A 25,043-nucleotide genomic window follows, 5' to 3' on the forward strand; every position below is an offset into this window, starting at 1 on the left:
TCTGCGGTGTCTGGTCTGGCCTCATCGCGGGCAAACCCGCTCCCACAGGATTTAGGTGAGCCCTGTGGGAGCGGGCTTGCCCGCGAAGGGGCCATCCGCTACAGCTCAATACTCATGCCGTCATAAGCCACTTCAATCCCACGCCGCTCCAGCAATGCGCGCTCGGCCGAGTCTTCATCGAGGATCGGGTTGGTGTTGTTGATGTGGATCAGCACCTTGCGCTGGCGCTTGAAGCCCTCCAGCACGTCGAGCATGCCGCCGGGGCCGCTTTGCGGCAGGTGGCCCATTTCGCTGCCCAGGCTCTGACCGACTTCGCACACGCGCATTTCATCGTCGCGCCACAGCGTGCCGTCCAGCAGCAGGCAGTCGGCGCGCCGCATCCAGCTCAATACCTCGGCGTCGACTTGCCCCAGTCCCGGGGCATAGAAAACCGATGCACCGCTGCGCAGGTCTTCGATGAATAGGCCAATGGTGTCGCCCGGCTGCGGATTGCCACGATTGGGCGAGTACGGCGGTGCATTGCTGACCAACGGAATCGCGCGAAACTGCAGGTGTGGGCAGGCCGCGATACTGAACGGCTCACGATCCAGTTCGATGGGTTGCCACTGCAAGCCACCGTTCCAGTGTTTGAGCATGGTGAACAAGGGAAAGCCGCTGCTCAGGTCTTCGTGAACCCGCTCAGTGCACCAGACCGAATGCGGGCAGCCTTCGCGCAGGCTCAACAGCCCGGTGCAATGGTCGATCTGACTGTCCAGCAGAACGACGCCGGCAATCGCCGTGTCACGCAAGCGTCGGGCTGGCTGCATCGCCGGGAAGCTTTCGAGTTGCGCGCGAATATCCGGTGAAGCATTGCAGAGCACCCACTCCACACCGTCGTCGCTCAGGGCAATGGACGACTGCGTGCGGCGTTGTGCGCGCAGATTGCCGTTGCGCATAGCGGCGCATTGACGGCAGTTGCAGTTCCATTGCGGAAAACCGCCGCCAGCGGCGGAACCGAGAACGCGGATGTGCATGGAATGCCTCCAGAAGGCAGGCCCGGCCAACGCGACGGCTGACCGGGCAATCAATCAACGGTTGGCGAAATACATCGTCACTTCGAAGCCAATGCGCAGATCGGTAAACGCGGGTTTATTCCACATGGGTCAATCCTCTTCTTGTGCCGGACGATTCCGGTAAAGCCATTAATGCACGGGGGATGAGATGACCGAATGCTACTTTCGAAGGAGGTTGTGGGGTGCGTTGGTAGGGGGTGTTGCGCAGATCATTAGCACCACACAAAACCCTGTGGGAGCGGGCTTATGTGGCGAGGGGGCTTGCCCCCGTTGGGTCGCGGAGCGGCCCCAAAACCAGAAGTTCCGGGACTGCTACGCAGTCCAACGGGGGCAAGCCCCCTCGCCACACAAGCCCGCTCCCACAAGTTTCAATGATGTTCTTGCGGGTTAGAAGAACCCCAACGGATTGATGTCGTAGCTCACCAGCAGGTTTTTGGTCTGTTGGTAATGGTCGAGCATCATCTTGTGGTTCTCACGGCCGACACCGGATTTCTTGTAGCCACCGAACGCGGCGTGGGCCGGGTACAGGTGGTAGCAGTTGGTCCAGACGCGCCCGGCCTTGATCGCCCGGCCCATGCGGTAGGCGCGGTTGATGTCGCGGGTCCACAGGCCGGCGCCGAGGCCGAACTCGCTGTCGTTGGCAATCGCCAGGGCTTCGGCTTCGTCCTTGAAGGTGGTGATACCCACCACCGGGCCGAAGATTTCTTCCTGGAACACACGCATTTTGTTGTGACCCTTGAGCAGGGTCGGCTGGATGTAATAGCCGGTCGACAAATCGCCTTCAAGGCGCTCAGCCGCGCCGCCGGTGAGCAGTTCGGCGCCCTCCTCCTGAGCGATTTTCAGGTACGAGAGGATCTTGTCGTATTGCTGCTCGGACGCCTGGGCGCCGACCATCGTTTCGGTGTCCAGCGGGTTGCCGCGCTTGATCTTGACGATCTTCTTCATCACCTCGGCCATGAACGGCTCGTAGATCGATTCCTGCACCAGCGCCCGGGACGGACAGGTGCAGACTTCGCCCTGGTTGAAGAACGCCAGCACCAGGCCTTCAGCAGCTTTCTCGATGAACTGCGGCTCGGCGTTCATGATGTCTTCGAAGAAAATGTTCGGCGATTTGCCGCCCAGTTCAACGGTGCTCGGAATGATGTTCTCGGCGGCGCAATGCATGATGTGCGCGCCCACCGGGGTGGAACCGGTGAAGGCGATCTTGGCGATACGCTTGCTGGTGGCTAGCGCCTCACCGGCTTCGCGACCGAAACCCTGGACGATGTTCAGCACGCCGGCCGGCAGCAAGTCGGCGATCAGCTCGGCGAACACCATGATCGACAGCGGCGTTTGTTCGGCGGGTTTGAGCACGATGCAGTTGCCGGCAGCCAGGGCCGGAGCGAGTTTCCAGGCGGCCATCAGCAGCGGGAAGTTCCACGGGATGATCTGCCCGACCACGCCCAATGGTTCGTGGAAATGATAGGCGGTGGTCAGTTCGTTGATCTCGGCGGCGCCGCCTTCCTGAGCGCGGATGCAACCGGCGAAATAACGGAAGTGGTCGGCAGCCAAAGGCACGTCGGCGTTGAGGGTTTCGCGCACGGCCTTGCCGTTGTCCCAGGTTTCGGTGACGGCGAGGATTTCCAGGTTCTGCTCGATGCGGTCGGCGATTTTCAGCAGCACCAGCGAGCGATCCTGCGCCGAGGTTTTGCCCCAGGCATCGGCGGCGGCATGAGCGGCATCAAGGGCTTTTTCGATGTCGGCGGCGCTGGAGCGCGGGAACTCGGCGATCACTTCACCGGTGACCGGAGAGGTGTTGGTGAAGTACTCGCCGTTGACCGGGGCAACGAATTCGCCGCCGATGAAATTGCCGTAGCGCGGTTTGAAGGAAACGACGGCGCCGGGTGTTCCGGGTTGTGCGTAGATCATGGTGGGCCTCTGTCTGGGTCGATGCCTGTCGAGCCAACAGGCGATGAACCGATAGTAGAGAGCCCCGCCTGCCAGACGAATGCGCCGTTGGCAGGGGGATTCTCGTTATTTGGTAGTAGGTTTGCCCATACGGAACAGGTGATCCTTGTGGCGAGGGGGCTTGCCCCCGTTCGGCTGCGCAGCAGTCGTAAATCCGACCAACGCAGTGGGACAGGAGAAATGCTGGGGCCGCTTCGCGACCCAACGGGGGCAAGCCCCCTCGCCACAAAAGCCCGCTCCCACAGGGGTTATGCGGTGGAGTCAGGTTGATCAGTGCTTGGCAACGAGATCCTTCGGCAACTTGAACGTCCAGAGCATGCCGCCCTGGTTGAAGTCCTTGACGCGCTTGGCCACTTCGCCGCCCCACAGCGGTACCGCGCCGCCCCAGCCGGAGAGCACCGAGACGTATTGTTCGCCGTCCATTTCCCAGGTGATGGGCGAGCCGAGCACGCCGGAACCGGTCTGGAATTCCCAGACTTTCTCGCCAGTCTTGGCATTGAATGCCTGCAGGAAACCTTCCGGCGTACCGGTGAACACCAGGTTGCCCTTGGTGGTCAGCACTCCGCCCCACAGCGGCGCGAAGTTCTTGTGGCGCCAGACTTCCTTGCCGGTTTTCGGGTCGATGGCGCGCAGCACACCGATGTAGTCTTCATTCAACGGTTTGATGGTGAAACCGGCACCGAGGAACGCCGCGCCTTTCTTGTAGGCGATGCCTTCGTTCCAGATGTCCATGCCCCATTCGTTGGACGGCACATAGAACAAGCCGGTGTCGCGGTTGTAGGCCATCGGCATCCAGTTTTTCGCCCCGAGGAACGCTGGCGCGACGAACACCGAACTGCCTTTGGCCTCGGAGCCCGGCGCCCCCGGACGACTGGCGTCGTTGTAGATCGGCCGACCGTTTTTATCCAGGCCGCTGGCCCAGGTGATCTTGTCCACGAACGGGAAGCCGCGAATGAATTTGCCGTTGGTGCGATCCAGCACGTAGAAGAAACCGTTACGGTCCGCCGTGGCTGCGGCTTTGATTTCTTTGCCGCCTTCGTTGTAGTTGAACGACACCAGTTCGTTTACGCCGTCATAGTCCCAACCGTCGTGGGGCGTGCTCTGGAAGTGCCATTTGATCGTGCCGTCATCCGGGTTCAGCGCCAGACGCGAGGACGAGTAGAGGTTGTCGCCAGGACGCAGGTGCGAGTTCCACGGCGCCGGGTTGCCGGTGCCGAACAGCAGCAGGTTGGTTTCCGGGTCGTAGTAGCCGCCCAGCCAGGGCGCCGCGCCGCCGGTTTTCCACAGATCGCCCGGCCAGGTTTTGCCCGCTTCGCCGCCGGAGATGCCGTTTTCTACCGCTTTGCCGTCCTTGTAGACATAACCCATGTGGCCTTCAACGGTTGGTCGGCTCCACAGCAGGTTGCCGTTTTTCGGATCGTAGGCTTCGATCTTGCCCACCACCCCGAACTCGCCACCGGCCACACCGGTAATCAGTTTGCCGTTGATGACCAACGGCGCGGCGCTGATGGAATAGCCTTCCTTGTGGTCGGCGACTTTCTTGCTCCAGACGACTTTGCCGGTGTCTTTGTTCAGGGCCACGAGCTTGGCGTCGAGGGTGCCGAAAATCACCAGATCGCCATACAGCGCGACACCACGGTTGATCACGTCGCAGCACGGACGGATGTCATCGGGCAGGCGCGCGTCGTATTGCCAGAGCTTGCGACCGGTGCGCGCATCCACCGCGAACACACGCGAGTAGGAGCCGGTCATGTACATCACGCCGTCCTTGATCATCGGCTGCGCCTGCTGGCCACGCTGTTTTTCACCGCCGAACGAAAAGGCCCAGACCGGGCGCAGATCCTTCACGTTGTCGACATTGAGGGTGTCCAGCGGGCTGTAGCGCTGACCCTGGACGCCCAGGCCGTTGGTGACGACCTGCTCCGGGTTCTTCGGGTCCTGGAGGATGTCTTGATCGGAGACTGCGGCCAATGCCTGGCCGGACAACAGCATGGCACTGAGCAGCACGCTCAAGGCGAAGGGTTGGCGACGTGCGGGTTGGGTCATGACGGCTACCTCTGCGGTTTTTGTTATACCCGGGAAATTTTCCCGGTCTGGTGCAGATTCTTGGGCGCCGCCGCCCTTGCAACAATTGCCCGCAATGCGGAGATTGCTAGTTCCTTAGTACCGGGTTGGTCGCGGATTTTGTGATCGACATCGGTCCCTGTGGGAGCGGGCTTGCCCGCGATGGGGTCAAACATTCAACATTGATGACGCCTGACACACCGCCATCGCGAGCAGGCTCGCTCCCACAAAAAGCGTCACTTGCGCATGCCCGAATCCACCCGCCTCATCTGCCCCCGTTCGTAACGCGGGTACAAATGGCTGACGCTGCGGATCAGCTCATAGCGGCTCAGGTTGATCCCGACGAAACGCTCAGGGATGGGGCTGCGGATCATCTCGGCCATGTCGCTGCCATTGGCGGCGCCATCGCGCATCAGCTGGTCCAGCCAGGTCAGGTAATCGCGCATCTGCTCGAACGGTTTTGTATCCGTGGCCACCGGTCCATGGCCGGGGACGATCAGCGTCCACGGCAAACCCTGCAGGGTCGCGATGTCCGCCAGCCACACCGATAGCCCCGGGCTGTTGGGCGTGGTCAGGGCGCGTTGATAAAACACCAGGTCCCCGGCAAACAACACGCCGGTTTTCTGGTCGAGAATAGCCAGATCCGCGCCGGTGTGCCCACCCAGACTCAGTAGGCGCAAATCGTGATTCCCAAAACTTTTCACGCCTGGCATCAGCGTCTGCGTCGGCAACACCACATCAGTGCCGCGCATCCAGTCGCCCACCAGTCGATACATGTTTTCAGCCATGGCATCACCCTGTTGCCGCAACAGCTCGGTGGTTCCGGCCAGTGCACCGATCGGCACGTCGGTGAAAGCCTGGTTGCCCAGCACATGATCAGGATGGTGATGAGTCAGCAGCACCTGAATCACCGGTTTATCAGTGATCGCCGCAATCGCTTTGCGCAGGGCTTCGCCATAGCGTTTCGACGGCCCGGTGTCGATTACCACCACGCCCTGCCCGGTGACGATGAACGCGGTGTTGACGATGTTGCCGCCGTTGCTCTTGGCGAAGTTGTCGGTGCTGCCTTCCAGCAGCCAGGTGCCTTCGGCGATCTGCCGGGGCTTGAGTGCGTAATCGGGATCGGCCAGGGCCGGCAGGCTCAGACTGATGAACAACAGCAGCATCCAGCGCATCACTCGCTCCTTGGGTCAGGGAATGGCCGCATCGAATTGATTGCCGCTGTTGTCGCGCAACACCAGGCGCGTCTGCCCTGCTCCTTCGATATCGAAGGCCAAATTGGGGTTTTCGCTGACCGCCGGGAACAACTCCAGTCGCGCCAGCAGTTGATCGTTTTGATCGCGCAGCTCTGCGTGATTGATGAAGAATTCCGGGATACCGCTGACCATGCCGTTGTCCATCGGATGCGCTACCTGCAAACGCACGCGACTGAATTCGCCACGGGGATAACGGCCACCTAACACCTCGCCGATGTGTTCTTCCCAACCCGGCTGGGTGCGCACCACGCTTGGCGCCGTGCAACCGCCGCCTGCCGCATCGATCAGGGTCGAGCCGACATGCCACAGCCCATCGCGGGTCAATACCGCCGCACGTAATGGCGTGGCCTGTTCAACGCGGATGCGGATCGACAGCCACGGCAGCACACCGGTCAAGGGTTCGAAGTCGACGATTTTCGGCAGCGGATTGAGTTCGGCCCAGGCGAGGATTCGCACCACCTCGCCCTTGAACGCCCGGGCGTCGATTTCCAGCGGCACTTGCCGGGCGTCTTCGGCAAATGGCGGCGCGAGCAACTTGACCCGCTCGTCGAACACGAACGGTGCGTCGCCGAGCATCTGCTTGTGATAGAACGCCCACATCACCGACGGCACCGGATCGACTTCAACCGCATGCGCGGCCAAGGGCAACCAGCAGGCCAACAGACAACTCGCTCGCCAGTTCACTATTGATACATCTCGGGCACGTCATACCGCAGGCCGTAACGGGCATAAATGGCTTTGACCGAGCCCTCGCGAATCAACGCTTCCAGTGCCTCTTCCACGGCGTAGGCCAGTTGCCGGTTGCTTTCATGCACCGCCATGCCGATCTCCCAGAGCTGCTTGCCCATGTTCGGGTAGGCGTTTTCCGCCAGGGCCACTTGCGGGTCGGCGGCCTGGTGGACTTGCCAGTCGATCTCGCCGCGCATGGCCATCACCGCGTCGACTTCACCGGACTTCATCGCGGCAAACGCCTGAGAAACGCCTGGGTAATGGTGGGTCTTGGCGGCGAGCATGCCGTTGAACACCGAGGTCAGGTAAAACGACGGCACGCTGTCGACTTCGACGCCGATCGGGTGTTGCTGAAACACCGCGACACTCGCCACCGAGTCCAGCCGACGACGGTCGTAAGCGACTTGCCATTGTTCGGTCTGGTACGGCCCGAACATCACCACATGGCCGTTTTCCAATTCACCCAGTTCATTGCGTTTCTGTGAGTAATCGCGATCGTAGGGCACGCGCATCATCAGGTCGGCCAGTTGCTGATTGTGCAACTGACTGGCCCGCCAGATGTAATCGCGCAGGTCGTCGTCGAGCTTTTCCCCGGCGGGTGCCCAGATCAGTTTCAGACGTACTCCCATGGCCTTGGCCAAGGCCTGGGCAAGTTCGACATCGACCCCGCGAGCCTCGCCAGCGTCTTCAAAGCTGTAGGGCGCGAAGTCCTTGTACACCGCGACTTTCAGCTCAGCGGCAGCGATCATTTCGTCATAGGTACGGACCTGCGCCTGCGCTGTCTGGCAACACAGCCATACAGCGCTGATCAACACCGCGAGCAAACGCATGGGTCACTCCTCGACGTGCACGCTGTCCAGGTAGGTACGCACCGCCCACAAGGCTTCCTGACTCAGGTAGTCGGCCATTTTCGGCATGTACACCCGGCCATCACGCACGGCGCCATGGCGCACGCGTTCGACGAACCATTCATCACCGGCCTCGCCGACGTCGAGCATGCGCAAGTCGGGGGCGATACCGCCGGACTTGGCTTCCAGGCCATGACAGGCCGCGCAGTTCTGGTTGTAGGCCGAAGAGCCGATTTCCAAGGCTTTATCGCGTTCCGGGGAGGAACGGTAAGGGTTCGCCGCCGCCCAGCCATCGGCATCGACCTGCACACCGGCATCCTTGATCGGGGTCAGTCCCTGGGTTTCGACGGCCTGGGGTACCACGTTGCCGTGGGCCCAGACGGAACCTGCGTTGATGAAACCGGCCAGCAGTCCGGCAACGAGCAAGGCGTTGCGTTTTGTTGTCATTGTTCTGCCCTCAGGATTGCACGCAAAACCTCTTTGAAGAGGCTATGGCACCCATCTTAGGAACGGCTTTGCGCCAACCCCATGCTGCTTTGGTGGCCGCGACCTACTCCCTTGGTAGTAGGGCTTGTGGCGCAGGCCCAACCAATACGGGTCGGGCGCCGTGAAACTTGTCGACGCCGATCAGGGTCAGGATCAGCAAAAACGGCAGGAGCAGTGCTTTGAGAATTCGCATGGTCAATCTCCCCCTTGAGCGATGGCCGTTGTAGCCCATGCTAAAACCGCGCCGTCCGGGGTGAGTTACTACCTTGGTACTGGCCCATCGGTACTTTCTGCATATTTCCCCACCCGTCCAGGGTTCCTATGCTGACGCTACCTGTGATGGAGTGCCTTTATGCGCCAGCTCGCCCCTTACGCCCTGATCTACTTGCTGGCGATTGCCTGCGCCGCCGGGGTGGCGACCCAGGTTCAGGCGGCGGATGCGCCGCTGCAGGTGCAAATCGGCTACCTCGGTTATCGCCCCGACCCCGGGCCATTGCTGTCGAACGTCATTCCCGAACCGACCGATGCCGGCCTGCGTGGCGCCGAACTGGCGATCACCGACAGCAACAGTACCGGGCGCTTTCTCAATCACAGTTACAGTCTGGTCAGCGCCAGCGTTGACAGTCCGGATGCGCTGATTGAAGCGGCCAAAACCCAACACGAACAAGGCCTGCGCCTGTTTGTGGTGAATGCACCGGCGCAGACCCTGCGCCGACTCAGCGCCGTGCTACCCGACAGCCTGCTGTTCAATGCCGGCAGCCCGGATGACAGCCTGCGCAGCACCGATTGCTTGCCGAACGTGCTGCACAGCCTGCCAAGCCGCGCGATGCTGGCCGATGCGTTGGCGCAATTTTTGGTGCTGCGCAAATGGCAACGAGCACTGCTGATCGTCGGCCCGACCCCGGACGATCAAGCCTATGCCGCCGCCCTGCGTCGAGCGGCCAAACGCTTCGGCCTGCAACTGGTGGCGGAGAGAGCCTGGAGCTTCGATAACGATCAGCGCCGCAGCGCCCAGGCCGACATGCCGCTGTTCACCCAGACCACCGAGTACGACGTGGTGCTGGTGGCCGATGAACGCGGCGACTTTGGCGAGTACGTGCCCTACCAGACCTGGTATCCACGGCCGGTCGCCGGCACCCAGGGCCTGACGCCGGTGGGCTGGCACAAGACCGTGGAAACCTACGGCGCCGCGCAGTTGCAGAAACGCTTCGAAGCCCTGGCCGGGCGCTGGATGAACGACCGGGATTTCGCCGCGTGGATGGCCGTACGCAGCATCGCCAGTGCGGTGGGCAAACTGCGTCAGGCCGATGCCATGGCGATTCGTACTCTTGCAATCAGCGATCAATTGCCGCTGGACGGCTTCAAGGGTCGCAAGCTCAGTTATCGGCCGTGGAACGGTCAGTTGCGCCAGCCGATCCCCATCGTGCAACCCCGGGCGCTGGTCAGCACCTCGCCGCAAGACGGTTTCCTGCACCCCGTCAACGAAATGGACAGCCTGGGTTACGACAAAGCCGAGGTCAGCTGCCGCTTTCTCTGATCCTTTTTTCACGACAACAACAATAAGGAATCTGCCATGCGCCGCACCCTGCTTTCCTGCGTCCTGCTGCTCGCTGCCGGGCACGCCGCTGCCAGCACCGCCTGGGTCTCCAACGAAAAGGACAATAGCCTGAGCCTGATCGACATGCAGACCCTGGAAGTCACCGAGACCTTGCCCGTCGGCCAGCGCCCGCGCGGCCTGTTGCTGTCCCACGACAATAAGCTGCTGTACATCTGCGCCAGCGATTCGGATCGGGTCCAGGTGATGGACGTCGCCACGCGCAAGATCATCAAGGAACTGCCCTCGGGCAAAGACCCTGAGCAATTCGCCCTGCACCCCAACAATCGCTGGCTGTATGTCTCCAACGAGGACGATGCGCTGGTGACGGTGATCGACACCGAAACTTCGAAAGTGCTTGGGCAGATCAGCGTCGGTGTCGAGCCTGAAGGCATGGCCGTCAGCCCCGATGGCAAGTGGGCGGTGAACACCAGTGAAACCACCAACATGCTGCACTGGATCGACACCAGCACCCAAACCCTGGCCGACAACACCCTGGTCGATCAGCGGCCGCGTTTCGTCGAATTCAATCCCGATGGCTCACAGCTCTGGGCCTCGGCGGAAATCGGCGGCACGGTGACGATTCTCGACGTTGCCAGCCGCAAGGTCCTCAAGACCCTGACCTTTCAGATCAAAGGCGTGCACCCGGACAAAGTCCAGCCGGTGGGGATCAAACTCAGCGCCGACGGCAAGTACGGTTTCGTCGCGCTCGGCCCGGCCAACCATGTGGCGGTGATCGACGCCAAGACCTTCGAGATTGTTGATTACCTGCTGGTGGGCCGGCGAGTCTGGCAGATGTCGTTCACCCCGGATCAACGGCAATTACTGGCCACCAATGGCGTCAGCGGCGATGTGTCGGTGATCGATGTCGACAGCCTCAAGGTGACCAAATCGGTGAAGGTCGGGCGCTATCCGTGGGGCGTGGTGGTAACGCCATGAACGCCCTCGAAGTCAGCGACCTGAGTTTCGCTTACGGCCAGCGGGAGGCCTTGCGTCAGGTGAGTTTCAACCTGGCACCCGGGCGTTTTGCCGCTTTGCTGGGACCGAACGGCGCGGGCAAGTCGACGCTGATCGCCCTGCTCACTCGCCTGTATGATGTGCAGCGCGGTGATATTCGGGTCGGCGGCTGTTCGTTGCGCACCTCGGCACGTCCGGCGTTGAAGCAATTGGGTGTGGTGTTTCAGCAAAGCACCTTGGATCTGGACCTCAGTGTCGAGCAAAATCTGCGCTACCACGCCGCGCTGCATGGCTTGTCTCGGCGCCAGACGAGCCTTCGGGTCGACGCCGAACTGGCGCGCCAGAGCCTGACCGAACGTCGTCGCGAACGGGTGCGCGAACTCAATGGCGGCCATCGTCGGCGGGTGGAAATCGCACGTGCGTTGTTGCACGAGCCAAGCCTGTTGCTGCTTGATGAGGCCAGTGTCGGCCTTGATCCGGCCAGTCGCCTGGCGCTCAACCAACACATCCGCAGCCTGTGCCGCGAGCACAACATCAGCGTGCTCTGGACCACTCATTTGCTGGATGAAGTACAGCCCAGCGACGACTTGCTGATCCTGCATCAAGGCCGCTTGGTGGCCAGCGGACAGGCAGACGCCCTGAGTCTGGAACATGGCGGCGACCTCGGTTCGGCCTTCGCTCGCCTGACCACCTCGGTCTCTTCAGGGGCAGTCGTCCAATGAACGCTTACTGGCAATGTTTCAGCGGTATCGTGCTACGTGAATGGCTGCGCTTTGTGTTGCAGCGCACGCGGTTTCTCAGCGCATTGGTGCGGCCGTTGTTGTGGCTGCTGGTGTTCGCTGCCGGTTTTCGCGCGGCACTCGGCATCGCCATCATCGAGCCCTATGACACCTACATCCCCTATGAGGTTTACATCATCCCGGGCCTGGCCTGCATGATCCTGTTGTTCAACGGCATGCAAGGTTCGCTGTCGATGGTCTACGACCGGGAGATGGGCAGCATGCGCGTACTGCTGACCAGCCCCCTGCCCCGGACCTTCCTGCTGTGCAGCAAATTGCTGGCGACGTCGCTGATTTCGCTGTTGCAGGTGTATGCCTTTCTGGCAATTGCCTGGCTGTACGGCGTACAACCGCCGGCCATGGGTTTGTTGCTGGCGTTGCCGGCATTGCTGTTGGTGGCGTTGATGCTCAGCGCGCTGGGCCTGTTGCTGTCCAACGCCATCCGCCAGTTGGAGAACTTCGCCGGGGTGATGAACTTCGTGATCTTCCCGCTGTTTTTCCTGTCGTCAGCGCTATATCCGCTGTGGAAAATGCGCGAGTCCAGCGAGTGGTTGTATTGGCTGTGCGCCTTGAACCCATTTACTCATGCAGTGGAACTGGTGCGGTTTGCGCTGTATGAACGCTTCAACCCATTGGCGTTGGCGGTGTGCGTAGGGCTGACGCTGGTGTTCGCCCTGCTGGCGGTACTCACCTTCAACCCGCAGCATGCGGCCTTGCGCAAAACCGGATAACAACACTAATCCCTGTGGGAGCGGGCTTGCCCGCGATGGCAGTGTGTCAGCCAACATCAGTGCTGGATGTGATGGCCTCATCGCGGGCAAGCCCGCTCCCACAGGAATCTTCATTGAACGCAGCATAGGTGTACAACGCAGGCCCCATAAAACAGGGCAAAATTACTACTTTAGTACTGGTTTACCTGTCTATCGTCGCATTCACAACGCACCGCTACTGGCATGTAATGGGTCATAACTATAAGGACTGAACCCCCATGCCGCGTGCACGACGTGTTCTGCTGTGCCCTTCTCTCGCTGCGCTGTCGCTGAGCCTGTTGCTGGGCGTTGCGCAGGCTGAAACAGCGCTGTTCTCCGCCGAAGGTTATCGCATCGGTTTATACCGCAGCCCGACCCCGACCCAGCTCCAGGGGGCGAGTATCATCGACACGCCCGCCCTGCAAAACCTGCTCAAGCACACGCCGCAGCCGCTGCTGATCGATGTGTACCGCCGGCAATGGCTGCAAGGCCGTTTCATCGAAGACGAGGCCCACGAAAACCTGCCCGGCAGCCATTGGCTGGCCAATACCGGTGACGGCGACCTGACGCCCCCGTGGCAGGATTATTTCGCGCGCAACCTGCAGCAATTGACGGCGGGCGATCTGACGCGACCGTTGGTCTTTTACTGCCGCTCCGATTGCTGGTTGAGCTGGAACGCGGTAAAACGCGCCGCTTCCATGGGCTATAAGACACTGTATTGGTACCGCGACGGACTGGATGCGTGGCAAGCGGCGAATCTGCCCGTGACGCCGGCCCGGCCCGAGCCCTTTCCCTGACTTGAGCGCTTGCGAGTTGTTGCCACACCCTGATCAAAAAAATAATGAGGTGAAAGGCCATGTACAAAATTCTGATTGCCGACGATCACCCGCTGTTTCGCGAAGCCATTCATAACGTCATCAGCGACGGTTTCCCCGGCAGTGAGGTCATGGAAACCGCCGATCTCGACAGTGCCCTGGCCCTGACTCAGGAACACGATGACTTGGACCTGATCCTGCTCGACCTGAACATGCCCGGCATGCACGGCCTCAATGGCCTGATCAACCTGCGCAACGAGGCACCGACCATTCCGGTGGTGATTGTCTCGGCCGAGCAGGACAAGCAAATCGTGCTGCAAGCCATCACCTATGGCGCGGTGGGGTTCATCACCAAGTCCTCGCCGCGGGTGCAGATGACCGAGGCGATCCAGCAGATTCTCAATGGCAACGTCTACCTGCCGCCGGACATCATCCGCACGCAAAAAAGCGGCACTCATCGCCGGATGAATGACACCCCAAGCTTCCCGCCGGAACTGCTCCAGGCGCTGACCCGCAAGCAGTTACTGGTGCTTGAGCGTATGACCAAGGGCGAATCGAACAAGCAGATCGCCTACACCCTGGAAATCGCCGAAACCACGGTCAAGGCCCACGTCTCGGCGATTTTGCGCAAACTCAATGTGCACAATCGGGTGCAGGCGATTTTGAGTGCCGGGGATATTGATTTCGGGTCGTATTTGCGGCGCTGATTCTGGGGGGCAACAGTTAGACCGAATCGCCCCCATCGCGGGCAAGCCCGCTCCCACAGGATCTCCACAAACCTGTGGGAGCGGGCTTGCCCGCGATGGCGTCAGTGAACACACCAGAAAACTCAAGGCCGACCAAGCAAATGACTCATCGCCGTCTTGAGTTTCATCGGCCGCACCGGTTTGTGCATCAGGGTGTGGCCCAGTTCGCGGATCTGCTGTTTGAGTTCATTGCTGTAGTTGGCGGTGATCATCATCGCCGGGATCGCTGAAGCGCGACGGGCGTTGATGCGGGCCACGGCGTCGACACCGTTCTTCTCGTCATCCAGGTGATAGTCGGCGATCAGCAGGTCGGCTTCGTCGTGATAATTATCCACTTGCCGCGCCAGGTCCTCCTCCGACAGCGCCGTGACCACCCGGCAGCCCCAACCTTCGAGCAATGTGCGCATCCCCGCGCAAATGGCCGCGTCGTTGTCCAGCACCCACACCCGTGCACCGCGCAAGCGCTCGAGCATCGGTTCGCTCATCAGCAGGTTCGGCAATGCCTTCGGCGCCGTGGCACTTAAAGGCACTTCGACAGAAAACATCGAGCCTTTGCCCGGCCATGAACGCACATGAATCCGGTGGCCGAGAATACGGGCGATTTTCTCCACAATCGCCAGGCCCAGCCCCAAGCCGCGATCCTGATCCGGACGCTGCACATCACCGCGTTTGAACTCCTGAAAAATCTCCTCCAGGCGGTTTTCAGCAATGCCCATGCCGCTGTCCCAGACTTCGATGGTCAGCCGCTGATGATGACGTCGGCAGCCGAGCACCACGCGCCCGCTGTAGGTATAGCGAATGGCATTGCTCAGCAGATTACGCAGGATCCGCGCGAGCAACTGAATGTCGCTGCGCACCAGCGCCGAACACGGGATGAAATGCAGCTCAAGCCCTTCGCTGCGGGCCACTTGGGTATATTCAGCCGCGAGGTTTTCCAGCAATTCGCTCAGGGCGAACGGCGCAATGTCCGCCTTGATCACCCCGGCATCGAGTTTGGAAATATCCACCAAAGTGCCCAGCAGGTTTTCCACGTCCTCCAGGGAATTGCTGACGTTGCGCACCAGAATCTCGTTGGCCACCGGCTCCCGGCGCTCCAGCAAGGCGCTGGTAAACAGCCGCGCGGCATTCAGCGGTTGCAGCAGGTCGTGACTGACCGCTGCGAGAAACTTGGTCTTCGACAGGTTGGCCTGCTCGGCCTCGAGCTTGGCCTCGCGCAAGCGTGACTCCACCCGGCGGCGCTCATCGATTTCGCGCAGCAATTGGTCATTGAGGGTGGTCAGCTCGGTAGTTCGTTCGCGCACCCGCAACTCAAGGTTCTGATAGGCCTGATGCAGCGCTTCGGCGGTACGGCGGCGCTCGGTGATGTCGCGGATCAACACGAAAATCCCCACCACTTCCCCGGTGGCCAGGCGATTGGGCACGTAGGAGCGCAGCATGTAGCGCTCCTGATTATTGATGTTGGTTTCGGCAAACTCGAACGTCACGCTCTCGCCGGCCAGGGCCCGGGCCACGTAGGCTTCCAGGCGTTGATAATGCTGTTCGCTGTGAACTTCGCGCAGGCTCTGCCCGAGCATCACGCCCCGGGGCCAGCAGTACCATTCTTCATAGACTTTGTTAGTGAATTCATAGACCAGATCGGCATTCAGGTAGGCGATCAGCGCCGGCACATGGTCCGTGATCAGACGAATCCAGCGCTCGCTTTCGCTGAGCGCTTCGGCGTGTTGGTAGCGTTCGGTGATGTCGGTGAAGGTGTTGACGAAACCGCCGGTGGGCAACGGATGGGTGCGGATTTCCAGCACCCGGCCATCGTAGAGGCGCTGCTCGCATTCCTGCACGTGCCGCCCGTTCGGATCGCGACTGGCCGGGGTCAGCAGGTTCAGTTCGCTGTCGGCAATCACTTCGGCGAACGGTCGATGAGCCGCCACCGGGGCCAGGCCGCTGAGTTCCAGAAAACGCCGGTTCCACAGTTCCAGAATGCCCTCGGCGTTGACCATCGCCACCCCTTGGGACAGGTTGTCGACCGCCCGTTGCAACAAGTGCGACTTCTGCGCCACGGCCTGCTCGCGGCGCAGGGTTTCACTGAGTTTGACGTCGGTAATGTCAGTGAACAGGATCACCCGCCCGCCTTCCTGAGTCGGCCGTTCGCTGACTTGCAGCCAGCGTCCGTTGTGCAGGCGATAGAGCAGGTTTTCGTCGGCATGCCCGCGGGGTTCTTCGCTGAACAGTCCGGTCGAGGTCATCAGCCGTTTGACCTCGCGCAGGCGCATGCCGGCGTTGATCCGCACCCGGCTGTTGCCCCAGAACGCCTTGAAACGGCTGTTGAACAGCACGATCCGCTGCTCGGCATCGAACAATACAAAAGCGTCGGAAATGCTCTCGATGGCGTCGATCAAGTGTTGATGGGCGGTTTCGGCCCGCAGCCGTGCTTCGCTGAGCAAATGATTGCCGGCCTTGAGTTCGGCCATGGCCTGGTTCAGGGCATCGGTGCGCTCACGCACCTGCTCAGCCAGTACCACCGAATGCTGGAACGCGGCATACGGGTCGTTGCCCCGGGTGATGCCGGATTCGATGCGCTCGATCAGCGCACCATTGATGCGCTGCAGTTTGTGGTTTTCGTGGCGCAGGCTGGCGATCTGCGCCTGAAGGTCAGCGCTGTCCAGGGGAGCGGCCTCGGGCAATGGCAACCCCGGTGAAGGTCTGGTTGATGTGCATGCCATTGAACTGTTCTCCGTAGGTGTTGAAACCCATCACCCGCTGGTCCCGCAGAAACGCGCCGATCTGCTCGAGATTGCCGCCGTCTTCCAGTTCCAGGCGCCTGAGAAAACAGTCGCAGCCGATGGTCAGCAACAGGTCGCCGAGACGCTCCTGCAAACCGTCGAACAGGTTTTGCAGATTCGGCAGCATGGGGCCAGGGGTCATGACGGTGAGGACAATGCCGTTTTCCACCGCACAGTAGAAACTCAGGCTCAGGTCTGGATGAACCTGCTGGATCGCCCGCACGTAATACTGATCGTTGATTCGCACCGCTAACGGATGCGCGGCAAAGATTCGATAATCGAGATCAGCCACCGCCACGCCGATGTGCCGGGCGTATTCCTCGGCGGCCGGTTCGGCGTTGAGCTCGAACACCCGGCGCGAGGCGCTGTCGGCAGCGGTGACCACCAGTTTCTCGGCCCTGGGCAGGATGTGGTGGGTGGTGAAGACTTCGAAGTCCAGCCAGGTATTGACCAGCACCACCACCGCCGCGCCGCTGTGAAACTCGCCGCCGAAATATACGTGGGTGTGGGTCAGGTAGTTGTCGTCGCCGGCCGAACCGCCGAAATGCGGAATGTCGCCCAAGGCCGCGCTCAGGGCCGCGAGAACCATCTCTTCACGGCTGGACAAGCCATCGAGCAAGGTCAGGGCAAAGCTGTTGCCCTTGATTGGCGCCAAGGTGTTGCTGCGACAGCCACTGACCAGTCGCTCGACCATTTGCTGGGCATCGATCAGGCTGAAATGTTCCATTTCGTCGATCAGTTCGGTGGAGATGGAAAAGTGCCGATGATCGAAGCCCACCGCCGTCACGCAGCTGCGGCCATAACCTTGAGGGGTGATTTCCCCGGCGCTGGTGCAGCCCACCAGGCGAATGCCGCCGAAGCTCTGTTGCAACGCCTGCCCCAGCGCCTGCAAGTCGTACTCGGCGGAACAGAAGAACAGCACGAAGCCCAAGTGGGGGTGCAAGAGTTGTCGCGCCAGATCCTGAGCCGCTTGCTGGGCATCGGTGGCCTGGGACATGGCACTGACCACACCGTCGTTCTGAACCTGCTCCATCCTCGCCCCTCGCCGGTGCGCCTGTATGAGGCACGAGTGTACGAAGCCTGCGGGCGGCGGCGAATGCTACTTGGGTAGTGGGTGGGTGGTTCGATGGGATGAGAGGGGGATTTGCACGATTGCGTGGCTGGAGCTTTTGTGGCGAGGGGGCTTGCCCCCGTTGGACTGCGCAGCAGTCCCCAAAATTGGCCGATGCGCGACCAGAATCGGGGCCGCTTCGCGACCCAACGGGGGCAAGCCCCCTCGCCACAGTTGATCTATGTCGCCACCAGTTACCAGGTCAACACCGCCCCCACCGCAAACGTATCGGTGTCTTCATTCTGGGCACTGGTGTCGTGGCCGTTGATTTCGAACTGGTTGTACTCGGCCACCAGCTTCAGGTTGTCATTGACGTCATGGAACAGCGCGATGCCGCGGGTCTCGTAATCGGCGCCGCTGCCGACCACGCCGTTGCCATCGTCCTCGGTCTTGCCGTAAGACAGTGCCAGGCGGTTCTTGCCCAGTTTGTAGGAGCCCTGCAACAGGTAACCGTCGCTGTCGACATTGCGCAGGGTCGGTTCGCCGGCGTTGTTGGTGAAGAACGGGTTGATGCCCTTGGCCTGGAAACCGGAGCCGGTCAGCGACAGCCCGCCCATCTTCGCCTGCACGCCGTAGCCGACGCCTTTGGAGGTGACGGACTCGACGCTGGAGTCGGTGTTGTCCGAAGTCTGGTAGCTGCCGTTGAGCCAGCTGTAAATCTTCGCCCCGCCGACGTCGAACTGATAGGTGATCTCGCTCTCGGTGCGCGGGTTCTCCTGATACGCCTTGCCTGTCGCGCTGCTGTCGTTGGTGTCGACCGGGTCCATGATCCCGACCGCCACCCGCAAGCCGTCCATCACCGGGGTGCGATAGGTAATCTGCGACGTCGGGAACGGGTATGGATAACCGCTGCCGATGTTGCCGAACGACACCCCGCCGCCGTCCACCAGGCCCAACGTATCGCTGACCTGACCATAACCGGCGAGCAATTCGTCGAGCAGGATGTTGGAGCGGGCGAACAGACCGAAGTCCTTGCCGATCAGCACCTCGCCCCACTCTGGATTGGCCACCGTGCCGTAGAACTGCCGCACGTCGATGGCGGTGTCGGTGCCGTTGGTTTCGCTGTCGTTGATGGTCACCCAGAACGAGGCGCGGGCGCCGAGCTTGAGGTCATCGACCTGCTTGCCCATGTTGAAGCCCAGGTAGTTGGGCAGGAATCCCATCTTCACCCGCGCCTGGCGCCGGTCGTACTGCTCGCCGGCCCGGTCCACGTCGCTGTTCACGTAGAAGGCGTTGATGTAGCCATCCGTGGAAAACGTGGTCTGGTCCTTGTCGTAGAGCATGATCTCGGCCTCGGCCATTGAGCTCAGGCCAAGGGACGACAGGCTGGCGATGAAGGCCGGCAAGAAACGATGCTTGAAGTTCTTATTGTTGTGCATGACGCGCTCCGCAACGGGGGACTTGATGTCGGAGGCGATTATCGAAAGCTGACCGGCGGCGTCATACGCTGCCTTGGGGGCGGTTGTCAGGTGCTTTGGGGTGGCCGGTGTAGCGCGGCAAATTCGGTGTAAGACCGCCCGCAGGACAGGCCCGGAACTTAGGATGTAAGCCTGTGGACCGGACTGGCGTCCACAGGAACCGGTATCCGCTAGACGAGCGCTCTAAACAACATGTAAACGGCGATCACCACGCAGACGCTGGCGAAACCGATCTGTAGAGCCCGGGCCGGCACCCGCGCGCTGAGTTTTCGACCGAGGATCATCCCGACGATGCTGGCGACAATGAACGACGCGCCCAAACCATCGATCCGCACCCCGGCATGAAACGCGCCGACCACGCCGATTACCGAGATCAGGCTGATCACCATCAACGACGTGGCAACGATCCCGCGCATCTGCACATCCGTCAGTTGCTTGAACGCCGGAACAATCAGAAAGCCGCCGCCAACACCGAGCAGCCCCGAGACCACACCGGTCACCGCGCCGAGTGCCGCCAGGGTTGCGGTGCATTTGGCGGTCCAGGAAAAGCGCCCGGTCTGCTGATCGAGCATGCAGTTCTTCTGGCCCCAGTTGGCATGCCCGTGGTCGCTCGGGCCGTCGTCGTGCTTTTCCCGGCGCAGCATCCGCCAGGCCACCATGACCATCAGCAGACTGAACAGGACCATCAGGATCTTTTCCGGCAACTGATGGGCGAAGTAGATGCCCACCGGCGAAAACACCGCGCCAAGCAGTGCAATCAACAGCGCCGCGCGATAGCGCACCAGGCCATGGCGCAAACCGTCAATCGCACCGATCGCCGCCGCACTGCCCACCGCGAACAAGGCGACGGGCGCCGCTTGGGTCATGGTCAAACCCAGCCCCAGCACCAGGGCCGGCACCGCAAGAATCCCGCCACCAGCGCCGGTCAAACCGAGCACCAGCCCCATGACCACACCGAAAAAACTGGCCAGCAACATAGAGTTCTCTCAGTCAACCTTAGACAGATGGGTCAGCCATTCACGGCCCTTGAGCAGGCCATTCCAGTAGAACCACGGCAGCAGGGTCGCCTTGAGAAACCAGGCCGAACGACGCGGCACCGTCGGGTCGAGGGGAAAGGTCGGCAGCAATTTACCGGCGTAACCGAACTCGGCGAGGATCACCTTGCCCTTCTCCACCGTCAGCGGGCAGGAACCGTAGCCGTCGTACTTGAGTGGCAACGGCTGTTGCTTGCGCAGGGCCAGCAGGTTTTGCGCCACCACCACGATCTGCTTGCGCGCGGCGGCGGCAGTTTTCGCGTTGCTGGTGGAGCAGACATCGCCCAAGGCAAAGACGTCGGTATAGCGCACATGTTGCAGGCTGTGCGGGTTCACTTCGCACCAGCCAGCAGCGTCGGCCAAAGGGCTTTGGCGGATGAAATCCGGCGAGACCTGAGGCGGCACGACGTGCAGCAGGTCGAAGGTTTTTTCTTCTACGGTCACGACACCCGCAGCGTCCTTGACCTCGAACCACGCGGTTTTCGACGGCCCGTCAACCTTGACCAGATTGGAATTGAAGGCCAGCCGGGCGCTGTACTTTTCGATGTACTTCATGAGCGGCGGCACGAATGTCGCCACGCCGAACAACGCAGCGCCGGCCAGATTGAACTCGACGTCGAATTTGTTCAGAACGCCGGTTTTACGCCAGTGATCGCAGGACAAGTACAAGGCTTTCTGCGGCGCACCAGCGCATTTGATCGGCATCGCTGGCTGGGTGAAGATCGCTTTTCCGCCGCGCAATCCCTGGACCAGTTCCCAGGTGTAGGCCGCGTGCCGATAGCTGTAATTGGAAGTCACACCGTTCTGGCCGAGGGAGTCCTGCAAGCCTTCGATTTTCTCCCAGGCCAGGCGCAAACCGGGGCAGACGACGAGGTTCTGGTAACTGACGGTGCGGCCATCGTCGAGGGTCAGTCGTTTGCTGTCGGGGGCGATGTCAGTCACGGACGCTTGCAACCAGGTGGCCTGACGCGGCATCACCGAGGACATCGGGCGCGCGGTGTTTTTCACCGCGTAAGCACCACCGCCTACCAGCGTCCACGCCGGTTGGTAGTAATGCTGGCTGTCGGGTTCGATAACGGTGATGTTTAAACCCGGATCGCGTTTCAGCAGGCTGGCAACCAAACCAATGCCGGCGGTCCCGCCGCCTATTACCACGATGTCGGCACTGATGGATGGGCCCCAGTGTTGATCGTTCATCATTCATTCCTTGTTATTGCACGCATGGCGCCGGGTTGTAGCAGCTGTCGAGCCCCAGCTTTTCAGCACCGCTCCGCAGTACAGGCCGGACAGCGTCTTCATCACCTGAATCACTTCGTGACTGGCTAAACCATAGAATATGTACTTGCCTTCACGACGGGTGACTACCAATCCCTCGTCGCGCAGGATGCCCAGCTGTTGGGACAGTGTGGGCTGGCGCACGCCGGTCATTTTTTCCAGTTCGCCGACGTTGCGCTCGCCTTGGGTCAATTGGCAGAGAATCAGCAAGCGGTCCTCGTTGGCCAAAGCCTTGAGCAGCGCGCAAGCTTTGGAAGCCGAGGCCCGGAGCTGGGCGACTTCACATTCGGTCAGACTGGATTGCATTTGCAGGATGCCTTCGACGTCACTTAAGCTGCGGACATTATGTTTAAACATAAAGTGTTGCAACCGGTTATTGTCCTCCCGCCCCTTTCCACAGGTTCGTCCCCATGTCTGCGTTGATTGAAGCCTTCCTCGACCCCGCCTCGTCGACCTACAGCTACGTGATCTACGAACACGATGGCGGGCACTGCGCGATTGTCGATCCGGTGCTGGATTACGACCCCGCCGCCGGACGCACCACGACCGTCCAGGCCGACAAAATCATCACCTTCGTGCGCAAACATCAGTTGCAGGTGCAATGGCTGCTGGAAACCCACGCCCATGCCGATCACCTGTCGGCCGCGCCTTATCTGCGTCGGGAACTGGGCGGCAAGATTGCGATTGGTGAGTCGATCAGCAAGGTTCAGGACGTGTTCAAGGCACTGTTCAACCTCGAACCGGGATTTAGCGTCGATGGTTCACAGTTCGATCACCTGTTTGCGCCAGACGAGTCATTCCGGATCGGCAACCTCAAGGCCACGGCCCTGCATGTACCCGGGCATACTCCGGCGGACATGGCCTATTTGATCGACAGTGATGTGATTCTGGTGGGCGATACGTTGTTCATGCCGGACGTCGGCACCGCGCGCTGCGACTTCCCCGGCGGCAACGCCAACCAGATGTTTGCCTCGATCCACAAACTGTTGGCCTTCCCCGCCAGCGTGCGGCTTTACGTCTGCCACGATTACCCGCCCCCGGGCCGCGCCCCGCAATGTCAGAGCACGGTGGGTGAGCAGCGCAAAAGCAACATCCATATTCACGACGGCATTGATGAGGCCACCTTCGTCGCCATGCGCACCCAGCGCGACGCCGGGTTGTGCATGCCGACGCTGTTGTTGCCGGCGATTCAAGTGAATGTGCGGGCGGGGAATTTGCCGCCGGCGGAAGAGAATGGCGTGACTTACCTGAAAATTCCCCTGAATCAACTCTGACCTCGCGATCGCAAATCATGATCAAAAGATCGCAGGCTTCGCCAGCTCCTACAGGGACTAACCCGTAGCAGCTGTCGAGCACCGCGAGGCAGCGTTCGGCGGCGAAGCCGTCGTAATCCACCCAACGCGGTTTACCTGAAAGAACACGGTTGCAGGTTTTGCGACGGCTTCGCCGCCGAACGCTGCCTCGCGGTGCTCGACAGCTGCTACAACTGCGATTTTCAGTTGGCCAGGGTCAACCCATTCGCCGGCAACGGCAGCGCCGTCTTGTACCTCACCTGCTTGAGCGCAAAGCTCGAACGGATGTTTGCCACCCCCGGCACTTTGGTCAAAAAGTCCATCATGAAGCGCTCCAGCGACTGAATAGTCGGCACCAGCACGCGGATCAGATAGTCCGGATCGCCGGCCATCAAATAGCACTCCATCACTTCCGGGCGATCCGAGATCGCTTCTTCGAAATGCTGCAACGCCTCCTCCACCTGTTTCTCCAGGCTGACGTGAATGAACACATTCACATGCAGCCCCAGCAGGTCGGCATCCAGCAGGGTCACTTGCTCACGAATCAGCCCTAATTCTTCCATCGCCTTGACCCGGTTGAAGCACGGCGTCGGTGACAGGTTCACCGAGCGCGCGAGGTCGGCGTTGGTGATGCGCGCGTTCTCCTGAAGGCTGTTGAGAATGCCGATATCGGTACGGTCCAGTTTGCGCATGAGACAAAACCACCTGTTTTTTATGTTTATGCAGATTTTTTATCCTCAAATGACCTCAAGCGCAACGAAACAGAGAGAAATATTCTTCTTGGGCCGGCCTATGATTGTTGTAGGACAAGAATTCTTTTACCGAAGAATGACTGCCAGCTCACTACAAGAAATTCACAAGATCGAGCGTAGAAGCCATGAACCAAGCGTACGAACCGCTGCGCCTGCACGTTCCCGAACCTTCGGGCCGCCCCGGCTGCAAAACCGACTTCTCCTACCTGCATCTGACTGACGCAGGCTTGGTGCGCAAACCCCCAATCGACGTTGAACCGGCCGACACGGCTGATCTGGCCAAAGGCCTGATTCGCGTGCTCGACGACCAGGGCAATGCCCTCGGTCCATGGGCCGAAGGCGTGCCAGTCGAGATCCTGCGTAAAGGCATGCGCGCCATGCTCAAGACGCGGATTTTCGACAACCGCATGGTGGTCGCCCAGCGTCAGAAAAAAATGTCGTTCTACATGCAAAGCCTTGGCGAAGAAGCCATCGGCAGCGCCCAGGCCCTGGCCTTGAACATCGACGACATGTGCTTCCCCACCTACCGTCAACAAAGCATCCTCATGGCCCGTGAAGTGCCATTGGTGGGCCTGATCTGCCAACTGTTGTCCAACGAGCGCGATCCGCTCAAAGGCCGTCAGCTGCCGATCATGTACTCGGTCAAAGACGCCGGTTTCTTCACCATTTCCGGCAACCTCGCCACTCAATTCGTTCAGGGCGTTGGCTGGGGCATGGCCTCGGCGATCAAGGGCGACACCAAAATCGCCTCGGCCTGGATCGGCGACGGCGCTACCGCTGAATCGGACTTCCACACCGCCCTCACCTTCGCCCACGTCTACCGTGCGCCGGTGATCCTCAACGTGGTCAACAACCAGTGGGCGATCTCGACGTTCCAGGCGATTGCCGGCGGTGAAGCCACCACCTTCGCCGGACGCGGCGTCGGTTGCGGCATCGCCTCCCTGCGGGTCGATGGCAACGATTTTGTCGCGGTGTACGCCGCCTCTGCCTGGGCCGCCGAACGCGCACGCCGCAACCTCGGCCCGACCATGATCGAATGGGTCACCTACCGCGCCGGCCCGCACTCGACGTCTGATGATCCATCCAAATACCGTCCTGCCGACGACTGGAGCCACTTCCCGTTGGGCGACCCGATTGCGCGACTCAAGCAGCACCTGATCAAAATCGGTCAGTGGTCCGAAGAGGAACACGTCGCCGTCAGCGCCGAACTGGAAGCCGAAGTGATCGCTGCGCAGAAAGAAGCCGAGCAGTACGGCACCCTCGCCGGCGGCCAGATTCCGAGCGCCGCGACCATGTTCGAAGACGTCTACAAAGAGATGCCGGAGCACTTGAAGCGCCAGCGTCAAGAGTTGGGGATCTGAC

At 60.9% G+C, this 25,043-nt stretch carries 24 protein-coding genes; 8 read left to right on the top strand and 16 right to left on the bottom strand.

The window, feature by feature from the left end; genetic code table 11:
• Positions 1 to 98: 98 nt before the first annotated feature.
• The 9 genes from pqqB to KGB18_RS29870 all read right to left on the bottom strand — a co-directional run bounded on the left by pqqB (position 99) and on the right by KGB18_RS29870 (position 8,575).
• A complete protein-coding gene (pqqB, locus tag KGB18_RS24795) occupies positions 99 to 1,013 on the bottom strand; it encodes a pyrroloquinoline quinone biosynthesis protein PqqB (RefSeq protein ID WP_201060249.1) in 915 nt (304 codons plus the stop codon).
• Between the two features lie 54 nt (positions 1,014 to 1,067).
• Complete coding sequence (gene pqqA, locus KGB18_RS24800) at positions 1,068 to 1,139, bottom strand: pyrroloquinoline quinone precursor peptide PqqA (protein ID WP_010455123.1); 72 nt, start codon at positions 1,137 to 1,139, stop codon at positions 1,068 to 1,070.
• A gap of 300 nt (positions 1,140 to 1,439) precedes the next feature.
• Complete coding sequence (locus tag KGB18_RS24805) at positions 1,440 to 2,960, bottom strand: aldehyde dehydrogenase family protein (RefSeq protein WP_123719197.1); 1,521 nt, start codon at positions 2,958 to 2,960, stop codon at positions 1,440 to 1,442.
• Between the two features lie 309 nt (positions 2,961 to 3,269).
• A complete protein-coding gene (locus tag KGB18_RS24810; RefSeq protein ID WP_223570647.1) occupies positions 3,270 to 5,045 on the bottom strand; it encodes a PQQ-dependent methanol/ethanol family dehydrogenase in 1,776 nt (591 codons plus the stop codon).
• 254 nt (positions 5,046 to 5,299) lie between these two features.
• Complete coding sequence (locus tag KGB18_RS24815; RefSeq protein ID WP_223570648.1) at positions 5,300 to 6,238, bottom strand: quinoprotein relay system zinc metallohydrolase 1; 939 nt, start codon at positions 6,236 to 6,238, stop codon at positions 5,300 to 5,302.
• Between the two features lie 15 nt (positions 6,239 to 6,253).
• Positions 6,254 to 7,003, bottom strand: coding sequence for a quinoprotein dehydrogenase-associated SoxYZ-like carrier (locus KGB18_RS24820; protein WP_223570649.1), 750 nt, complete (start codon positions 7,001 to 7,003; stop codon positions 6,254 to 6,256).
• Positions 7,003 to 7,878 (bottom strand): substrate-binding periplasmic protein, encoded by an 876-nt coding sequence (locus tag KGB18_RS24825; protein ID WP_223570650.1) that lies wholly within the window; start codon positions 7,876 to 7,878, stop codon positions 7,003 to 7,005. The genes KGB18_RS24820 and KGB18_RS24825 overlap by 1 nt, the downstream gene beginning before the upstream one ends.
• Before the next feature lie 3 nt (positions 7,879 to 7,881).
• A complete protein-coding gene (pedF, locus tag KGB18_RS24830) occupies positions 7,882 to 8,343 on the bottom strand; it encodes a cytochrome c-550 PedF (protein ID WP_123719192.1) in 462 nt (153 codons plus the stop codon).
• A gap of 103 nt (positions 8,344 to 8,446) precedes the next feature.
• On the bottom strand, positions 8,447 to 8,575 hold the full coding sequence (locus KGB18_RS29870) for a hypothetical protein (protein WP_261984215.1): 129 nt from the start codon (positions 8,573 to 8,575) through the stop codon (positions 8,447 to 8,449).
• 159 nt (positions 8,576 to 8,734) lie between these two features.
• On the opposite strand from KGB18_RS29870, the gene KGB18_RS24835 reads away from it, so the two are divergent.
• From KGB18_RS24835 to KGB18_RS24860, 6 genes are all read left to right on the top strand, one after another.
• Positions 8,735 to 9,919, top strand: a complete 1,185-nt coding sequence (locus KGB18_RS24835; protein ID WP_223570651.1) for an ABC transporter substrate-binding protein — start codon at positions 8,735 to 8,737, stop codon at positions 9,917 to 9,919.
• A gap of 36 nt (positions 9,920 to 9,955) precedes the next feature.
• Positions 9,956 to 10,915 carry a YVTN family beta-propeller repeat protein gene (locus KGB18_RS24840; protein ID WP_223570652.1) on the top strand — a complete coding sequence of 320 codons (960 nt, stop codon included), beginning with the start codon at positions 9,956 to 9,958 and terminating at the stop codon, positions 10,913 to 10,915.
• Complete coding sequence (locus tag KGB18_RS24845) at positions 10,912 to 11,655, top strand: ABC transporter ATP-binding protein (protein WP_223570653.1); 744 nt, start codon at positions 10,912 to 10,914, stop codon at positions 11,653 to 11,655. Before KGB18_RS24840 ends, KGB18_RS24845 begins: the two co-directional genes overlap by 4 nt.
• A complete protein-coding gene (locus tag KGB18_RS24850; protein WP_223570654.1) occupies positions 11,652 to 12,443 on the top strand; it encodes an ABC transporter permease in 792 nt (263 codons plus the stop codon). Before KGB18_RS24845 ends, KGB18_RS24850 begins: the two co-directional genes overlap by 4 nt.
• A 257-nt stretch (positions 12,444 to 12,700) precedes the next feature.
• Entirely contained in the window at positions 12,701 to 13,258 is a 558-nt protein-coding gene (locus KGB18_RS24855; RefSeq protein ID WP_223570655.1) for a PQQ-dependent catabolism-associated CXXCW motif protein, read from the top strand.
• A gap of 59 nt (positions 13,259 to 13,317) precedes the next feature.
• A complete protein-coding gene (locus KGB18_RS24860) occupies positions 13,318 to 13,983 on the top strand; it encodes a response regulator transcription factor (protein ID WP_008005351.1) in 666 nt (221 codons plus the stop codon).
• A 122-nt stretch (positions 13,984 to 14,105) separates the two neighbouring features.
• Here the strand turns inward: KGB18_RS24860 and nahK are convergent, their stop codons facing one another.
• The 6 genes from nahK to KGB18_RS24890 form a co-directional block, all read right to left on the bottom strand.
• Positions 14,106 to 16,739: a hybrid sensor histidine kinase/response regulator NahK/ErcS' gene (gene nahK / locus KGB18_RS24865; RefSeq protein WP_411736878.1), complete on the bottom strand. Its 2,634-nt coding sequence runs from the start codon at positions 16,737 to 16,739 to the stop codon at positions 14,106 to 14,108.
• Complete coding sequence (nosP, locus tag KGB18_RS24870; protein WP_123719185.1) at positions 16,669 to 17,832, bottom strand: nitric oxide-sensing protein NosP; 1,164 nt, start codon at positions 17,830 to 17,832, stop codon at positions 16,669 to 16,671. The genes nahK and nosP overlap by 71 nt, the downstream gene beginning before the upstream one ends.
• A 272-nt stretch (positions 17,833 to 18,104) precedes the next feature.
• On the bottom strand, positions 18,105 to 19,289 hold the full coding sequence (locus KGB18_RS24875; protein ID WP_008005357.1) for a porin: 1,185 nt from the start codon (positions 19,287 to 19,289) through the stop codon (positions 18,105 to 18,107).
• A gap of 209 nt (positions 19,290 to 19,498) precedes the next feature.
• Positions 19,499 to 20,305, bottom strand: coding sequence for a sulfite exporter TauE/SafE family protein (locus tag KGB18_RS24880; RefSeq protein WP_201060237.1), 807 nt, complete (start codon positions 20,303 to 20,305; stop codon positions 19,499 to 19,501).
• Between the two features lie 9 nt (positions 20,306 to 20,314).
• Positions 20,315 to 21,559, bottom strand: a complete 1,245-nt coding sequence (locus KGB18_RS24885) for an FAD/NAD(P)-binding oxidoreductase (RefSeq protein WP_223570656.1) — start codon at positions 21,557 to 21,559, stop codon at positions 20,315 to 20,317.
• Positions 21,560 to 21,562: 3 nt separating this feature from the next.
• Entirely contained in the window at positions 21,563 to 21,943 is a 381-nt protein-coding gene (locus KGB18_RS24890) for an ArsR/SmtB family transcription factor (RefSeq protein ID WP_223570657.1), read from the bottom strand.
• 104 nt (positions 21,944 to 22,047) lie between these two features.
• Between KGB18_RS24890 and KGB18_RS24895 the strand changes: the two genes are divergently transcribed.
• A complete protein-coding gene (locus tag KGB18_RS24895) occupies positions 22,048 to 22,911 on the top strand; it encodes an MBL fold metallo-hydrolase (RefSeq protein ID WP_123719180.1) in 864 nt (287 codons plus the stop codon).
• A gap of 221 nt (positions 22,912 to 23,132) precedes the next feature.
• Here the strand turns inward: KGB18_RS24895 and bkdR are convergent, their stop codons facing one another.
• Complete coding sequence (gene bkdR, locus KGB18_RS24900; protein WP_017339472.1) at positions 23,133 to 23,621, bottom strand: Bkd operon transcriptional regulator BkdR; 489 nt, start codon at positions 23,619 to 23,621, stop codon at positions 23,133 to 23,135.
• Between the two features lie 185 nt (positions 23,622 to 23,806).
• On the opposite strand from bkdR, the gene KGB18_RS24905 reads away from it, so the two are divergent.
• Positions 23,807 to 25,042, top strand: coding sequence for a 3-methyl-2-oxobutanoate dehydrogenase (2-methylpropanoyl-transferring) subunit alpha (locus KGB18_RS24905; RefSeq protein WP_048394687.1), 1,236 nt, complete (start codon positions 23,807 to 23,809; stop codon positions 25,040 to 25,042).
• The last annotated feature ends 1 nt before the right edge of the window (position 25,043 follow it).

This window comes from Pseudomonas sp. BF-R-26 (assembly GCF_019947395.1).
In the GTDB taxonomy this organism is placed as follows: domain Bacteria; phylum Pseudomonadota; class Gammaproteobacteria; order Pseudomonadales; family Pseudomonadaceae; genus Aquipseudomonas; species Aquipseudomonas farris.

What these genes read in the sequence shown, in the direction of transcription:
- nahK (WP_411736878.1), bottom strand. Translation starts at nt 16,739, where the DNA reads ATGGCATGCACATCAACCAGACCTTCACCGGGGTTGCCATTGCCCGAG.
- KGB18_RS24905 (WP_048394687.1), top strand. Translation starts at nt 23,807, where the DNA reads ATGAACCAAGCGTACGAACCGCTGCGCCTGCACGTTCCCGAACCTTCG.
- KGB18_RS24895 (WP_123719180.1), top strand. Translation starts at nt 22,048, where the DNA reads ATGTCTGCGTTGATTGAAGCCTTCCTCGACCCCGCCTCGTCGACCTAC.
- KGB18_RS24875 (WP_008005357.1), bottom strand. Translation starts at nt 19,289, where the DNA reads ATGCACAACAATAAGAACTTCAAGCATCGTTTCTTGCCGGCCTTCATC.
- nosP (WP_123719185.1), bottom strand. Translation starts at nt 17,832, where the DNA reads ATGGAGCAGGTTCAGAACGACGGTGTGGTCAGTGCCATGTCCCAGGCC.
- bkdR (WP_017339472.1), bottom strand. Translation starts at nt 23,621, where the DNA reads ATGCGCAAACTGGACCGTACCGATATCGGCATTCTCAACAGCCTTCAG.
- KGB18_RS24885 (WP_223570656.1), bottom strand. Translation starts at nt 21,559, where the DNA reads ATGAACGATCAACACTGGGGCCCATCCATCAGTGCCGACATCGTGGTA.
- KGB18_RS24880 (WP_201060237.1), bottom strand. Translation starts at nt 20,305, where the DNA reads ATGTTGCTGGCCAGTTTTTTCGGTGTGGTCATGGGGCTGGTGCTCGGT.
- KGB18_RS24850 (WP_223570654.1), top strand. Translation starts at nt 11,652, where the DNA reads ATGAACGCTTACTGGCAATGTTTCAGCGGTATCGTGCTACGTGAATGG.
- KGB18_RS24890 (WP_223570657.1), bottom strand. Translation starts at nt 21,943, where the DNA reads ATGCAATCCAGTCTGACCGAATGTGAAGTCGCCCAGCTCCGGGCCTCG.
- KGB18_RS24815 (WP_223570648.1), bottom strand. Translation starts at nt 6,238, where the DNA reads ATGCGCTGGATGCTGCTGTTGTTCATCAGTCTGAGCCTGCCGGCCCTG.
- KGB18_RS24860 (WP_008005351.1), top strand. Translation starts at nt 13,318, where the DNA reads ATGTACAAAATTCTGATTGCCGACGATCACCCGCTGTTTCGCGAAGCC.
- KGB18_RS24810 (WP_223570647.1), bottom strand. Translation starts at nt 5,045, where the DNA reads ATGACCCAACCCGCACGTCGCCAACCCTTCGCCTTGAGCGTGCTGCTC.
- KGB18_RS24840 (WP_223570652.1), top strand. Translation starts at nt 9,956, where the DNA reads ATGCGCCGCACCCTGCTTTCCTGCGTCCTGCTGCTCGCTGCCGGGCAC.
- KGB18_RS24855 (WP_223570655.1), top strand. Translation starts at nt 12,701, where the DNA reads ATGCCGCGTGCACGACGTGTTCTGCTGTGCCCTTCTCTCGCTGCGCTG.
- KGB18_RS24835 (WP_223570651.1), top strand. Translation starts at nt 8,735, where the DNA reads ATGCGCCAGCTCGCCCCTTACGCCCTGATCTACTTGCTGGCGATTGCC.
- KGB18_RS24825 (WP_223570650.1), bottom strand. Translation starts at nt 7,878, where the DNA reads ATGCGTTTGCTCGCGGTGTTGATCAGCGCTGTATGGCTGTGTTGCCAG.
- pqqB (WP_201060249.1), bottom strand. Translation starts at nt 1,013, where the DNA reads ATGCACATCCGCGTTCTCGGTTCCGCCGCTGGCGGCGGTTTTCCGCAA.
- pedF (WP_123719192.1), bottom strand. Translation starts at nt 8,343, where the DNA reads ATGACAACAAAACGCAACGCCTTGCTCGTTGCCGGACTGCTGGCCGGT.
- KGB18_RS29870 (WP_261984215.1), bottom strand. Translation starts at nt 8,575, where the DNA reads ATGCGAATTCTCAAAGCACTGCTCCTGCCGTTTTTGCTGATCCTGACC.
- KGB18_RS24845 (WP_223570653.1), top strand. Translation starts at nt 10,912, where the DNA reads ATGAACGCCCTCGAAGTCAGCGACCTGAGTTTCGCTTACGGCCAGCGG.
- KGB18_RS24805 (WP_123719197.1), bottom strand. Translation starts at nt 2,960, where the DNA reads ATGATCTACGCACAACCCGGAACACCCGGCGCCGTCGTTTCCTTCAAA.